The organism is Saccharopolyspora sp. NPDC045839 (assembly GCF_056431645.1).
In genome coordinates, this window is record NZ_JBWKKH010000022.1 from 49,111 (window position 1) to 62,409 (window position 13,299).

Consider the following 13,299-nt stretch of genomic DNA (forward strand, 5'->3'; position numbering starts at 1 on the left):
TGGGGGCGAACATCAGCCGCGGCCGCCGAGGCCGCACGACACGCGTGACATGGAGTCGACATGCCTGGGATTCCGCCACCGATCACTCCCTACCTCGAACCCGCAGCGAAGGAACTGGCCGAAGCGACCGACCCGCACCCGCGGATCTACGAGGTCCCGCCGGAGAAGGGCCGTGAGATCCTGGTCGGCCTGCAAAGCGACAAGAGCGTGCCCCGTCCGGATGTCGACGAGGAGTGGGTCGACGTGGACGCCGGCCAGTGGGGCACCGTCCGCACCCGGATCATCCGGCCCAAGGGTGCGAGCGGGCCGCTGCCGGTGGTGTTCTACATCCACGGCGCCGGCTGGGTCTTCGGCGACGACACGACCCACGACCGGCTCTTCCGCGAACTGGCCGTCGGCGCGGGCGCCGCGGGCGTTTTCCCCGTCTACGACCGGGCACCCGAGGCGAAATATCCCACCCAGGTGGAGCAGAACTACGCCGTGGGCCAGTGGGTCATGCGGCACGGCGCGGAACACGGCCTGGACACCTCGCGCATCGCCGTCACCGGCGAGTCGGTCGGCGGCTGCATGTCGGCGGTGTTCGCGCTGATGAACAAGGAGCGCGGCGGGATCGACCTCAAGGCCCAGGTGCTGCTCTACCCGGTGACCAACGCCGACTTCGACACCCCCTCCTATGTGCAGTTCGCCGAGGGCTACTACCTCACCCGCGAGGGCATGAAGTGGTTCTGGGACGCCTACACCACCGATCCCGCCCAACGCGCCGAGGTGTACGCGTCGCCGCTTCAGGCGTCCCTGGACCAGCTCAGGGGGCTGCCCACCACTCTGGTCATCACCGACGAGGCAGATGTGCTGCGTGACGAGGGGGAGCAGTACGCCAACAGGCTGCGCGAGGCCGGTGTGGACGTCACCTCGGTCCGGGTGGCCGGGATGGTCCATGACTTCCTCCTCCTGGACAGCCTGCGCGACACGCGCGCCGCCAATGTCGCCCGCACGCTCGCTGTCGACGCCCTGCGGACGGCGTTGCACGGCAGCTGAGGCGGCCGCGCCCCTGCGTGCACCTCGGCGCATGGATAGCCGGGCCCGCCTGCGCCTTCGTGTCGCGAGGGCGGGCCCGAACCACATCCGCTCCGCATTCCCGGTCGGCCGAGCGCATCGGGGAGTGAACCTCGCCGCAAAGTTGACGGTGCTTACATCCTGCCTTAAGGTGATGTGAGCACCGTACACATCCGAGTGAGGGAGTTGCGCCGATGTCGTCGACGAAACAGGGCGGGTCATCGACCGGGCAGGACACCGTCGAAGTCGATCTGGGTGGGCGCAAGGTCACCGTCCCGAAGGGTGGGCTGTACGACCGGTACCGGATGAACACCGATCTCGACGAGATCGCCCGCGATCCCCGCGTCGGCAGCGTGGACTTCTTCCGGGGGCTGCCCAAGACCAAGGTCGATTCGCCGATCGGAGCCACGCTCACCCCGAACTTCTACTACCGGATCTCGACCGCCCGGCTCACGATGCTCGCCCGGTCCAGCTCGATCCGCAGCCGCCTGCCCGGGGAGCTGGCGCCGCTGGAGGTCGCGCCGGGTCTCGGGCTGATCTCGGTGATGTTCTTCCGTTACGACGTGTGCGACATCGACTTCTACACCGAGGCCGCCGTCGGGGTCGCGGTCCGGCCGGCGCGGCACGGCAAGCTCGGATTCGTCGATCTCGTCGCCGCACTCAAGAACGAGCACCTCGATTCCTACGTGCTGTCCCTGCCGGTGAGCACCGATATCGCCCAGGTTCGCGGTCACGACGGCTACGGCTTCCCCAAGTGGGTCACCGGTCTCGACGTCGGCATCGACGCCGACCGGACCACCGCGCGGGTGGCCAACGACGCGGGCGGGACAGACCTGTCGCTCTCGGCGGCCACACCCGCCCAGACCGCCTATCCGAGCGGCGAGCGCGTCTCGTCACTCACCTCGTACACGTCGATCAACGGTGCGTGGCACTCGACCTCGAGCCAGACCAACGTGCTGTCGGCCGGAACCGCGAGCTTCCCGCGCAACGTCGGCCTCCAGACCGGCGAGGGCCGCATGTCCGACGACCTGCGGTCGCTCAAACCGATCAAGACCGTTCAGCTCGACGTCGTGACCGAAGGTCAACTCGCCCTGCACATGCCCGTCCCCACCTCGGTCCCGACCCGGAACTAGGTACTGCAAGAGCAGAAGGAGACCCTGCGGGCGGCGCTGCACCGAGCCCCGCGGGCCACCGATCCCCTTCCTGCCCGCGAAAACCACGGAGCTTGCCATGATCACTGACGACAACCCTCTCTCGGCGCCCGCCCGCGGTCCCGGTCTGCCTTCAACGCTGAACCTGGCTCTGCTCAAGCGGCTGACCGCACGAGTCACTGCTGCGGCAGACGCCGCGAAGGTCACCACCAACGCCCCCTACAGCGGCGCCCCGCTGGCCGACCTGCCGGTCTCGACGCCCACCGACGTCGAGGACGCGTTCGTGCGCGCCCGCGCCGCTCAGACGGCTTGGGCCGCCATGCCGGTGCGGGAACGCAAGAAGATCATGCTGCGCTTCCACGACCTCGTTCTCGGACGCCAGAACGAGGTGCTGGACCTGATGCAGGCCGAAAGCGGCAAAACCCGGCGGGACGCGTTCCTCGAAGTCACCGACATCGCGATCACGGCCCGGTACTACGCGCGCAACGCCGCCAGGCTTCTCGCGCCCCAGCGCCGCCGGGGTGCGATCCCGCTGCTGACCCACACCACGGAACTGCGCCACCCCAAGGGCGTCGTCGCCGTCGTCTCACCGTGGAACTACCCGCTGAGCATGGCCGCCGGCGACGCCATTCCGGCGCTCATGGCGGGCAACGCCGTCGTCCAGAAGCCCGACACCCAGACCGCCGTCACCGCCTTGTGGGCACTCGACCTGGCGCACGAAGCCGGTTTGCCGCCCGGCGTGTGGCAGATGGTGGTCGGCCGGGGCAGCTCCATCGGCGGCGCGCTGATGGCAGGCGCCGACTACATGATGTTCACCGGCTCCACCGCCAGCGGACGCCAGATCGCGCGTGACGCCGGTGAACGACTCATCGGCTCGTCCCTCGAACTCGGTGGCAAGAACGCCATGCTCGTCCTAGACGACGCCGACATCGACCGCGCCGCCAACGGCGCGATCGCCGCGTGCTTCCCGTCGACCGGCCAGCTCTGCGTCTCCATCGAGCGCATGTACGTGGCCGATGCCGTCTACGACCGGTTCGTCGCCGAGTTCGCCGCTCGCACCAGGAATCTCCGGATAGGTGCCGCATACGACTACAGCCGGGACGTCGGCTGCCTCACCAACCCGGCCCAGCTGGAGACGGTCACCGCACACGTCGACGACGCCGTCGCCAAGGGTGCGACGGTCCTCGCCGGAGGCAAAGCCCGACCGGATCTCGGGCCGCTGTTCTACGAACCGACCATCCTCACCGACGTCACCCCCGACATGACGCTGTACGACGACGAGACCTTCGGCCCCGTCGTCTCGATCTACCGCTTCAGCGACGTCGACGACGCGATCGCACGGGCCAACGCCACCCCGTACGGCCTCAACGCCAGCGTCTGGACCCGCAACGGGGCGCGGGGCCGGGCCGTTGCCGCCCGGCTGCATGCCGGGACGGTCAACGTCAACGAGGCTTTCGCCGCCGCGTGGGGGAGCATCGACGCGCCGATGGGCGGGATGGGCGACTCCGGTCTCGGCCGTCGTCACGGTGCCGACGGAATCCTCAAGTACACCGAGCCCCAAACCGTTGCACACCAACGAATCCAGGGATTCAACCCGCCCGCCGGCGTCTCGCACGAGACCTGGTCCGTTGTCCTGACCAGCGCGCTGAAAGTCCTGAAAGGAATCGGTTCCCGCTGAGGGCGCACCGGTTCCGGCCGAGCTGAACCATCCACAATGGTGCGCCCGAGCCGGGATCGGTGTTCTTCGGGATACCGCGATTACCAAGCCAGGGGAGGGTTCCGGCCGGAACCCTCCCCGTTGCTCGCGAAGGCATCACCGTCCGGCTGGAACTGGCCGGAAACGAGGGGACCACCCGGCCGAGCAGCGGCCCCGGTTGCAAGCACGCAGTGCCTTGAGCGCCATCGCTATGCGGAGCCGATTTCGTGCTGCGGCTGCGGGAACAACCGGTTGGCGCGGTCGAGGTACGCGGAGATGGAGGCCCGTCTGCTCACCGGAGTAGGTGCCCTCGCGCACTGGTCCCGGACCGGCGTCCGGAACACCAAAGAGCCCGTTGATCTGCGCTTTCCCGCAGTTCAACGGGCTTTTGGGGTGTCGGTACCCGGCATGCCGGTGCTGGCCTGCCGTGCACGGGTTCAGCCGTGCGGAACCGCCTACGCGGGCCGGCCCGCAGGCACGGTGCCCTGCGCCGTGGGCAGCCAGGCGCGGTAGCGGCGCAGGGCGCGTCGCTGCCGGCGTTGCTCGGAGAGCAACGCATATGCCGGGTGGGTGCCGGGTGTGGGTTCGCTTCCGCGGGCGAGGCGGCGCAGCTGGTGGCGGACCTGCGCCATGCCGGCGGCCGAGGCGAGCGCCTTGTCGGACCAGGTCACCGGCCGCAGCTTCCGGTCGGCCTCGCGGCCGTGCCGCCAGCGGTCGGGTAGGTCCGGGGTGACGGCGAGAGCGGTGCCCATCCCGATGAGCGCCACACCGCTGTCGAGCACCTTTTCGGCGGTTTCCCGCCGGGTGATGCCACCGGTGAGCATCAGCGGGAGGGGGCTGGTCGTGACCAGGTCCTTCGCCAGCTCCAGGAAGTAGGCCTCGCGGGCCTGGGTGCGCGAATCGGTGGAGTTGCCCGTCATCGCCGGGCTTTCGTAGCTGCCGCCGGACAGTTCGACCAGATCGACGCCGAGAGGTTCGAGCATCGCGATCACTTGCCGGGCGTCGTCGGCGTCGAACCCGCCGCGCTGGAAGTCGGCGGAGTTGAGCTTCACCGCGACCGCGAAGGACGGCGAGACGGAGGCTCGGACGGCGCGCACGACGTCCAGCAGCATCCGGGCGCGGTTCTCCAGCGTCCCTCCCCAGGCGTCGGTGCGCTGGTTGGACAAGGGGGACAGGAACTGCGACAGCAGATAGCCATGCGCGGCGTGGACCTCCACGCCGTCGAATCCGGCCCGTTCGGCGCGCACGGCCGTGACGGCGAACCGGTTCACGGTGGCCTCGATCTGCTCCGGAGTCATGGCGACGGGACTTCCGAAGCGGCTGCTGTGCTTGCCCAGATTGACGCCTACCGCCGACGGGCCCCACACGACGCCCGGCATGTCGGACGCGACCTGGCGGCCGGGGTGGTTGATCTGCATCCAGATCGATCCGCCGCCGGCTTTACCGGCTTCGGCCCACTTGATGAACGGCTCCAGCGGCGCGGCATCGTCGAGCACGACGCCGGCGGGACCGGTCAGCGCCTCGGCGTGGACCATGACGTTGCCGGTGATCAGCAGTCCAGTGCCGCCGCCTGCCCACCGCCGGTACAGCGTCAGCAGCTGCTCGTCGGGCAACTGGCCGTCGCCGGCCATGTTCTCCTCCATGGCCGCCTTCGCGACCCGGTTGACCAGTGTCGCCCCGGAGCGCAGGTGCAGCGGCGAGAACAGCTCGCTAGCCATCGAGTTCACCTCTCAAGGTTCGATCGCCTATGATGTGTACATCGCTTACATTAGGCGAGAAATGTGAGCGCCGTAAACATCAGGGAGCGTGACCTGTGCCGCAAGCGAGTGGCTCGTACCATCACGGCGATCTGCGCGCCGCCTGCCTGCGCGCCGCGCGGGAACTGCTGGAGGAGGCCGGCAGCGCCGGGTTGTCGCTGCGGGCGGTGGCGCGGCGGGCAGGCGTATCGGCGACGGCGCCCTACCGTCACTACCCGGACCGCGACGCGCTGGTTTCCGCGGTCGCCGCGGAGGGTTACCGCGAACTCGCCGGGTATCTGGCCGCGGCTCATCCTTCGCCTGCGACCCCCGAGGACCTGGCTGAGATCGCCGTCGCCTACGTCCGCTACGCGCTCGATCATCCGGCCATGTTCCGGGTGATGTTCGCGGAGCCCTGCGATCCGAACAATGAGGAACGGGTCGCCGCGACCGCCGCCATCTGGGACTGCGTCGGCAGTATCGTCCACGGCGTCTTCCCTGGCGCCGATTCGGACGCACTGTCGAACGCGGTGTGGGCGGTCGTGCACGGCCTGGCGTTCCTGCATCTTGACGGCAAGCTCGACGCCACCACGCCCGAGGTGGTTGCTGAACAGGTCCGCGCCGCCGTCAACGCGCTGTTCACCGCCGCCCAGGTGGTAGCCGAAGCGTCCGAACGGGCAGAGGTATAGCGGCCATGCGGCACCGGCAGATGGAATGCGTGCCGCGACGCAGGGAGTCACGGGCGAGGTTCATCCGCGGTGGAGGACGTCGTCGTCGTCGCATCCGCGCGCTGTGACTCTCGCAGGTGGGGCCCCTGGTCTCTGCCGGGATGCCCTGATGACCGCGGTGCTGGGCGAGACTGGCTGGGTGCTCGGGCCTTGAACCCAGTTCGTGGACACGCTGATCCCCGCACGGTCGGGGGAAGCGAGATGATGTCTGACCATGGCCCGCAAGGACTACTCCAACGAGTTCCGTCGGCAGGCCGTCGAGCTGTACGAGTCCATTCCGGGTGCGACGGTGAAGGGCATCGCTGCGGACTTGGGGGTTGAGCGCAACACGCTGAGGTTGTGGCTCGACCGGTTCGGCACCGGCACCCGCACCGCCCCGGACGGCTCGGCCACTCGCGCCCCACTATCGACCCGTGACCGGACACAGCTGCGCGCCGCGCACCGGGCCGCGAGGAGACTCCCGAGCAGCGTCTGGCCCGGTAGGAGGCCGAGAATAAAGCGTTGCGGGCGGAGAGGACCAAGCTCGAGACCGAACGGGAGATTCTGCTTCGCGCTCTCGGCGAAGCAACTGCTCGCGAACTCGCTTGAGGAGCCACGGAGTTGACCTCGAACCCGCCGCTCGAGCCCTGGTCCTGGTGGGAACGGACCCTCGGGTTCGCTGAGAGGAACCCAAGGCGGACCACGCGATCAGCAGAAGTGGCCATTGCTAGCCTGCCCGGCCTCGACGATCTCACTCTGGCCCGCAAGGAAGGCTGGCATCGTTTCGTGCACGCCCCGGCCCGGCAGCGGCCGGATGCGTTGACACTCAAGCAGATCCAAGCCCTGCCGGATGAAGCGCTGTGACGCCTGGGGTACCGCTCGTTCAGGTGGCGTCGTTGCTGGGCAGGCTGGCGTATTCCTCGATGCGGCTGATGAGGCCGTCTTCGAAGCGGAAGTACACGGCGGCGTCGACCCGGAAGAGCGCTCCGTCCTTCATGACCACGTTCACGACGTGCTGCTGGAGGACTTCGTCGGGCTGGGAGAACTGCCGTGTGATGTCGTAGCGCATCGACTGGATGGGCTCGATCTGGGCTTCCATGCCTGCGATGTTCTCCTGGATCGGCGAGTCGCCCTTTCCGTCGCTGTGCCAGACGGTGGCCTTCTCGGAGCACATCGCTTGCGCATCGGCCCATTCCCGGTTCTCCAGGTGGCGGAGGTAGGTGATCGCCTTGTCTTTGAGGTCCTGGCCCATGGCGTTGCTTCCTTCTGTGCGTGGTGTGACCTGTCGGGAATCGGTGGCGCTCAGTTCTTGGCGTAGACGAGAGCGCGTTCACCTGCCTCGACTCGCATGGGCAGGTGGTTGCCGGGAGGCGAGAGGGGACAGGTGAAGACGGTCGGGGCCAGGTGGTGGTGCGAGAGCGTTGCCTGGTTGAAGTCGACTGTCAGGGTGCTGCCGGGTTCCAGGAGGGGCAGGACCAGCCAGCGGCCGATTTCGGGTGTATCCGTTCCGTTGGTCTCGTCGGTGAAGACCGCGAGTCGCTGGCCCGGCATGTCTTCGAGGACGGACAGCACGTATTCAGCGCCGTTGATGGAGACGGCGAGGTCGACGGGTGCCGAGATGGCTTGCGTGCTGTGGGGGGTCGTCAGGCGGCCCACTTCGATCCGGCGACCCTCCGGAGCTGCTCGATATTCGCCTTCGAAGACCCAGGCCGAGTCGTAGGGGTAGGTGTCGATCCCGCTGAGGCCCGACCGGGCGAGAGCCTCGTGGTCCATGACGACCACGCCGTAGAACCCGCCCGCGCCTCCCGCGAAACCCACACGCCCCCCGGAGAACTCGAGAGAGCTGCCGGAAGGCACTTCAGCCGTTCCGTTCACCGCCTCGCCGTTGACCGTCACGCTGTCGGCGGCAGCGGCCGACAGCGTCAAGGCGCCCGCCTCGGTGATGCGCCACTGCCCGGGCACGCCCGGGATGACGTGGGTATCCCGGCCGGTCACCCTGCCGTTGGCGACGACCTTCGCCTTGCCGTTCGGGCCGGCGATCTCGTCCCACCTGGCCTTGCGCCACGCCTCGTAGTCGGCGGGCACGCTGTTCGCTGTCTGCTGGTGCGAGGGAACGTGATCCGGATCCATGAGATGTCCTGCTTTCCTTCTGCCGTGGTGCGAACGCTGTCCGCCTGGGATCAACTTATGGCTGCCATGCGCTAGAGGCCAAAGTAATTGCCTGTAACGCAAGGAGTTGGGCGTGGGACTGCCCGTCGGGCAATCGCGACGCTGTCTCGGCGTGGCTATGTGGTGGAACTCAGACGCGGCGTGCGGCCCACACGGTGCGTTCGGTGCGCACTGCGAGGTCGTCGCGGCGCAGGATGCTGTGCGGGCTGCCCGTGTCGAGCAGCTGATCCAGCGCAGTGAGATCCTCGGTCGTGAGCACGTCGGCTACGGCGTCGCGCATGCGTCGCAGGCCGCTGAGCGCGTAGCGGCCGACCGCCGTGGAGCGGGAGTGTTCGATGTCGACGGTGATCGTCCGTTCGCCTTCGAGGGTGAAGCCGGCGGCGGTCAGCTTGGCGCCCCAGTCGGCGCCTCGGTGGGGTACGTGCTCGGCGTGGCGGCGATCGCCCGCGGCCTGGCAGCGCTTCTCCAGGCCAGGGCGGTCCTCCGGGGCGTCGTCGGGCAGGAACCGGGGGAAGCCGGCGAGTTCGACGACAGCGAACAGTCCGCCAGGGGCGAGCGTGTCGCGCACCTGGCGCAGGGTGCGGTCGGGATCGGCCATGTGGTGCAGGGATGCCGAAGCCCACACCAGGTCGGGCTCGCCGAGTTCCGGCCACGTCGAGTCGAGGTCGGCCTGGACGGTGCGTACGCGGTCGGCCACCCCGTGCCCGTGGGCCTTTTCCTGCAGGCGACGCAGATGGTCGGCCGACGAGTCGACGGCGGTGACATGCGCCTCGGGGAAACGGGCGAGCAGCGCGAATGTCCCGGCGCCGGTCCCGCACCCCAGGTCCACGATCTGGCGGGGGCTCGCCGCGAGGGGCAGCCACGCGGTGATGGACGCGGTGTGCTCGGCGAGGACCTCCGCGTCGAGCTCCAGGATTTCCGCCTGGCCGTCCACGTCGCTCTGGTGTCCGTGTCCGTGATGGTGGACCGGGGGGCCGTCATGGTCCTGCGCAGTGGGCGTCATGGCAGCGACCGTAGGCCGCTCATGCGCTAGATGCACGGAGTCTTGCCCGTGAGGCAAGACGATGGCTGCTCGGGCTGCTGACCGCGCAAGTGACCACGGAGACCCGGGGCGTCAGCCGGTCATCATGATCGGTCCGTTTCCGGCCGAGCCTTCTTGCCGGTTTGGTGCCCGCGGCGGGCCTCGCGGTCGAAGATGCCCAGGATTTCGCACGGTCCGCCCGCGGTGCCGATCGCGTGCGGGAGCATGGTCGGAAACTCGGCGGCTTGGTTGGCCTCCACGCGGAAGCGGCGGTGACCCAGCAGGAGGACGGCTGTGCCGGAGAGGACGACGAGCCACTCTCGGCCCGGGTGTGCGCGCATGCTGGCGGGATTGTCCGGTGGCGGGCTCGTGATGCGCTGGCGCATGACGGTCATCCCGGGCTCCGCTTTGATCGGCCACCGCATCAAGCCATGGGTGCCGTCGATCATCGGATTGGCGATCACGTCGTCGGTGTCCGTCTCGACCAGCTGATCAAGAGAGGTGTCCAGGGCTCGACCGAGGGTGACGAGCTGGTCCAGAGCGAGTCGGCGCTGGCCGTTCTCGATCCGGCTGAGCGACGACGGACTCAGCCGGGCACGGGTGGCCAACTCCTCCAGCGACCAGCCCTGCGCCACCCGCAGAGCGCGAATGCGTTTGCGTACCAGGCCGTCCAACTCGCCATCGTCTTGCGTCATGAGCACGATCTTATGCCGAAGCCGCAACCCGTGCTTACCGTCGTGGCGCAGCCCCACGCACGTGAAGAAGGAGGCACCGCCATGCCCGAGACCAGGACGGACACGCTATCGGAGGAAACCGTCGACGCCGTGGTGATCGGCGGTGGCGCCGCGGGCTTGAACGGCGCACTGGTGCTGGCCCGCTCACGCCGCTCGGTCGTCGTGATCGACAGCGGGACGCCCCGCAACGCCCCGGCCGAGGGGGTGCACGGCCTGCTCGGCCTGGACGGCACACCGCCCGCAGAGCTGCTGCGCCGCGGCCGGGAGGAGGTGCGCCGCTATGGCGGGCGGCTTGTGACCGGTGGCGAGGTGGTCTCCGCCGCGCCTGCCGCGCCTTCGGCCGACGGAGACCCGCGCTTCGCCATCACACTGGCCGACGGCAGCCTTGTCCAGGCGCGCCGGGTACTGGTCGCCACCGGACTGCGCGACGTGCTCCCCGACATCCGCGGCCTGGCCCAGCACTGGGGCCGCGGCGTGGTCCACTGCCCGTACTGCCACGGCTGGGAGGTCCGCGACGAACCCATCGGCATCCTGGCCGTGGGCCCAGCCTCGATCCACCACGCGCTGCTGTTCCGCCAGCTGACCGAAGACCTGCTGTACTTCACCGGCGGCACCGATCCGGACGAGGACACCCGCGCCCGATTCGCCGCCCGCGGCATCCGCGTCATCGACACCCCGGTCGCCGGGGTCCAGTCCGACGGGAACGGCATCACCGGCGTGCTGCTGACCGACGGGCAAGTCGTGTCACGCCGCGTCGTCGCCGTCGTCACCACGACGCAGGCTCGTGCAGACGGGCTCGACGGCCTGCGGTTGCCGATGGAGGACCTGCCGGGCGGCATGGGCCGCCGCTTCGTCACCGGCATGGCGGGCACCACCGAAGTGCCGGGTGTGTGGGTGGCGGGCAACGCCACCGACCTGACCGCGCAAGTCGGCGCCTCCGCTGCGGCCGGCGCCCTCGCCGGCGCCCACATGAACGCCCACCTCGCCACCGCGGACACCAACGCGGCCCTCGCCGGCCCGTCCAGCATCACTCACGCCTGAGCATCCGCGCCCCACGGCAACTCCATGCGTGCCACGACGGTCATGAGGTCGTGCCCTAGCCGCCCACCGCCCAGCACACCCGCTCCGGCGTGGATCTCCCATGCCTTCCTGAGAGGACATCATGAACACGAACCGGCCAGCACAGATGCATGCTGACCCGAGCGGCGCCGCTGGCGCGACGGTCTCAGACGCCCGCCAGCGTCGCTCGACCCTGGTCGCGGTCTCCATCGCGTTGATGGCCGTTATCTCCTCGGTAACCGGGCTGAATGTCGCCCAGCCGGACCTCGCCACCGACTTCGGCGCCTCACAGAGCACGGTCCTGTGGATCATCAACGTCTACGTCCTCGGCCTGGCCGCGCTGCTGCTGCCGCTCGGCGCGGTCGGCGACCGCTGGAGGCGCAAGCCCGTGCTCCTCGCGGGTCTGACCGTCTTCGGTGTCGCGAACGCGGTCGCAGGTCTTGCCCCCTCGGCTGAAGTCATACTCGCGGCGCGCGTTCTCAGCGGGGTGGGCGCTGCGATGATCATGCCCGTCACGCTCGCCGTCATCACCTCGACCTTCCCGGAGAAAGAGCGCGGCCGGGCGATCGGCGTGTGGACCGGCGTCGCCGGCGGCGGTGGCCTCCTGGGCATGTTCCTCTCGGCCGTACTCGTCGATGTCGCGAACTGGCGCTATCTGTTCGCGCTTCCCATCGCGCTCGTCATCGTCGCGCTCATCATGGTGCGACGCTCGGTCCCCGACTCTCGCGAGGCGCCGCAGCACTCCTTCGATACGGTCGGCTCGCTGACGTCCCTCCTCGCCGTGGTCGGGCTCATCTACTTCCTGCATGAAGGACCCGAGAAAGGCTGGGCGGCGCCCGGCACCGTCATCAGCCTGCTCATCGGTGTCATCGGCGCCGTCGGCTTCGTGACCTGGGAGCTTCGCCACCGCTCCCAGCTGCTGGATGTCCGCCTCTTCCGCGAGCGCGGCCTGGCAAGTGGTTCCGTGGCGCTCCTGGCGGTCTTCGGGGTCCAGGCGGGAGTCTCCGTCGTCCTTTACCCGTTCTTCCAGACCGTCTTCGGCTGGTCCGGCCTCCTGTCCACCGCGGCGCTCCTGCCCATGGCCGGGCTGATGATGATCACCTCCGGTCTCGCCCCCGCTTGGCCGAACGGGTCGGAACGCGCGCGACGATGGCAACGGGAATCTTCCTGGCCGGCGCAGGCCTGGCCCTCATGGCGACTCTCGTCTCCGTCGACGGCGGCTACCTCGCGATCCTGCCCGGCATGATCGCCAATGGAGTTGGAATGGGCTTGTCGATGCCGCCTGCCACCGAGGCCATCACCAATGCTCTGCCGCGGGAACGCCAAAGCGTGGCCTCCGCGCTCAACGACGTCACCCGGGAATTCGGCACCGCGCTCGGCGTCGCGCTGCTCGGAGCGCTGCTGTCGGCCGGCTACCGCAGTGCCATCGCCCCCAAGCTCGAAGGTGTCCCCCACGACACCGCCGACACCGCACGCGAAGGCATCGCCAATGCCCTCGAAGCCGCCCACGACGCCAGCGCCCGCGCGCAGGCGCTGGTCCGAGCCGCACAGGAATCCTTCGTCGACGGCTGGCAAACCGCCATGTGGGCAGGAGTCGCCCTCATGGCAGCCCTCTTCGTCTACATCCTCACCCGCGGGCCCAAGAACCCGGCACCCACCTCTGAACACGACACTGAGACCTCCGAGACCGACACCTTGGGCGTCCCCCTGGGGTGTGGACACCCCTGAGGGAACCCCAACGGCGATGATCGGGGCTGTCAGTGAACTGCCGCCGATCGTGATCGCAGACCTGTTCGGCATCCATCCCGGAACGGCGCACGCCTTTCGGCTGCCTTGCCAATGGGCAGACCGGTAAGGACTGAAACGGCGGTCAAGCTGATGTCTTACCGATCCCACCGGCCCCGCTAATTGCCGAGATCATAACGGTGCTGTGCAGCTCATCCTCGCCATCGCGCACGTCCGTCAGCGCGGCG

The 13,299-nt window shown here is 68.9% G+C and carries 13 protein-coding genes and 1 pseudogene; 9 read left to right on the top strand and 5 right to left on the bottom strand.

All coding sequences use genetic code 11. From position 1 onward, the window contains the following. Positions 1-60 precede the first annotated feature (60 nt). From AC07EQ_RS27185 to AC07EQ_RS27195, 3 genes are all read left to right on the top strand, one after another. The gene (locus AC07EQ_RS27185; RefSeq protein WP_478390700.1) at positions 61-1,035 is read left to right on the top strand and encodes an alpha/beta hydrolase; all 975 of its coding nucleotides are present in this window, start codon (positions 61-63) and stop codon (positions 1,033-1,035) included. A 212-nt stretch (positions 1,036-1,247) separates the two neighbouring features. Continuing rightward, entirely contained in the window at positions 1,248-2,186 is a 939-nt protein-coding gene (locus AC07EQ_RS27190; protein WP_478390701.1) for an acetoacetate decarboxylase family protein, read from the top strand. A gap of 97 nt (positions 2,187-2,283) precedes the next feature. Beyond that, complete coding sequence (locus AC07EQ_RS27195; protein ID WP_478390702.1) at positions 2,284-3,882, top strand: succinic semialdehyde dehydrogenase; 1,599 nt, start codon at positions 2,284-2,286, stop codon at positions 3,880-3,882. Between the two features lie 473 nt (positions 3,883-4,355). Here the strand turns inward: AC07EQ_RS27195 and AC07EQ_RS27200 are convergent, their stop codons facing one another. Then, positions 4,356-5,618 carry an NADH:flavin oxidoreductase/NADH oxidase family protein gene (locus AC07EQ_RS27200; protein ID WP_478390703.1) on the bottom strand — a complete coding sequence of 421 codons (1,263 nt, stop codon included), beginning with the start codon at positions 5,616-5,618 and terminating at the stop codon, positions 4,356-4,358. A gap of 95 nt (positions 5,619-5,713) precedes the next feature. On the opposite strand from AC07EQ_RS27200, the gene AC07EQ_RS27205 reads away from it, so the two are divergent. From AC07EQ_RS27205 to AC07EQ_RS27215, 3 genes and pseudogenes are all read left to right on the top strand, one after another. Further along, positions 5,714-6,325, top strand: coding sequence for a TetR/AcrR family transcriptional regulator (locus AC07EQ_RS27205; protein ID WP_478390704.1), 612 nt, complete (start codon positions 5,714-5,716; stop codon positions 6,323-6,325). A gap of 253 nt (positions 6,326-6,578) precedes the next feature. After that, positions 6,579-6,919 (top strand): annotated as a pseudogene (locus tag AC07EQ_RS27210) (transposase); the annotation flags it as partial. A gap of 45 nt (positions 6,920-6,964) precedes the next feature. Next, a complete protein-coding gene (locus AC07EQ_RS27215; protein WP_478390705.1) occupies positions 6,965-7,207 on the top strand; it encodes a hypothetical protein in 243 nt (80 codons plus the stop codon). Between the two features lie 19 nt (positions 7,208-7,226). Here the strand turns inward: AC07EQ_RS27215 and AC07EQ_RS27220 are convergent, their stop codons facing one another. The 4 genes from AC07EQ_RS27220 to AC07EQ_RS27235 form a co-directional block, all read right to left on the bottom strand. After that, a complete protein-coding gene (locus tag AC07EQ_RS27220) occupies positions 7,227-7,595 on the bottom strand; it encodes a nuclear transport factor 2 family protein (RefSeq protein ID WP_478390706.1) in 369 nt (122 codons plus the stop codon). A 50-nt stretch (positions 7,596-7,645) separates the two neighbouring features. Beyond that, entirely contained in the window at positions 7,646-8,428 is a 783-nt protein-coding gene (locus AC07EQ_RS27225) for a DUF1684 domain-containing protein (RefSeq protein ID WP_478390707.1), read from the bottom strand. A gap of 214 nt (positions 8,429-8,642) precedes the next feature. Further along, positions 8,643-9,515 (bottom strand): class I SAM-dependent methyltransferase, encoded by an 873-nt coding sequence (locus AC07EQ_RS27230; protein ID WP_478390708.1) that lies wholly within the window; start codon positions 9,513-9,515, stop codon positions 8,643-8,645. A gap of 122 nt (positions 9,516-9,637) precedes the next feature. Next, positions 9,638-10,285, bottom strand: coding sequence for a helix-turn-helix domain-containing protein (locus AC07EQ_RS27235; RefSeq protein ID WP_478390709.1), 648 nt, complete (start codon positions 10,283-10,285; stop codon positions 9,638-9,640). A gap of 24 nt (positions 10,286-10,309) precedes the next feature. Between AC07EQ_RS27235 and AC07EQ_RS27240 the strand changes: the two genes are divergently transcribed. The 3 genes from AC07EQ_RS27240 to AC07EQ_RS27250 all read left to right on the top strand — a co-directional run bounded on the left by AC07EQ_RS27240 (position 10,310) and on the right by AC07EQ_RS27250 (position 13,054). Then, positions 10,310-11,308: an NAD(P)/FAD-dependent oxidoreductase gene (locus AC07EQ_RS27240; RefSeq protein ID WP_478390710.1), complete on the top strand. Its 999-nt coding sequence runs from the start codon at positions 10,310-10,312 to the stop codon at positions 11,306-11,308. A 121-nt stretch (positions 11,309-11,429) separates the two neighbouring features. Continuing rightward, entirely contained in the window at positions 11,430-12,572 is a 1,143-nt protein-coding gene (locus AC07EQ_RS27245) for an MFS transporter (RefSeq protein WP_478390711.1), read from the top strand. Further along, on the top strand, positions 12,476-13,054 hold the full coding sequence (locus tag AC07EQ_RS27250) for a hypothetical protein (protein WP_478390712.1): 579 nt from the start codon (positions 12,476-12,478) through the stop codon (positions 13,052-13,054). The genes AC07EQ_RS27245 and AC07EQ_RS27250 overlap by 97 nt, the downstream gene beginning before the upstream one ends. Positions 13,055-13,299 lie beyond the last annotated feature (245 nt).

Coding starts and splice junctions, on each gene's coding strand:
- AC07EQ_RS27185 (WP_478390700.1), top strand. CDS start 61: ATGCCTGGGATTCCGCCACCGATCACTCCCTACCTCGAACCCGCAGCG.
- AC07EQ_RS27190 (WP_478390701.1), top strand. CDS start 1,248: ATGTCGTCGACGAAACAGGGCGGGTCATCGACCGGGCAGGACACCGTC.
- AC07EQ_RS27195 (WP_478390702.1), top strand. CDS start 2,284: ATGATCACTGACGACAACCCTCTCTCGGCGCCCGCCCGCGGTCCCGGT.
- AC07EQ_RS27200 (WP_478390703.1), bottom strand. CDS start 5,618: ATGGCTAGCGAGCTGTTCTCGCCGCTGCACCTGCGCTCCGGGGCGACA.
- AC07EQ_RS27220 (WP_478390706.1), bottom strand. CDS start 7,595: ATGGGCCAGGACCTCAAAGACAAGGCGATCACCTACCTCCGCCACCTG.
- AC07EQ_RS27230 (WP_478390708.1), bottom strand. CDS start 9,515: ATGACGCCCACTGCGCAGGACCATGACGGCCCCCCGGTCCACCATCAC.
- AC07EQ_RS27240 (WP_478390710.1), top strand. CDS start 10,310: ATGCCCGAGACCAGGACGGACACGCTATCGGAGGAAACCGTCGACGCC.
- AC07EQ_RS27245 (WP_478390711.1), top strand. CDS start 11,430: ATGAACACGAACCGGCCAGCACAGATGCATGCTGACCCGAGCGGCGCC.
- AC07EQ_RS27250 (WP_478390712.1), top strand. CDS start 12,476: ATGGCAACGGGAATCTTCCTGGCCGGCGCAGGCCTGGCCCTCATGGCG.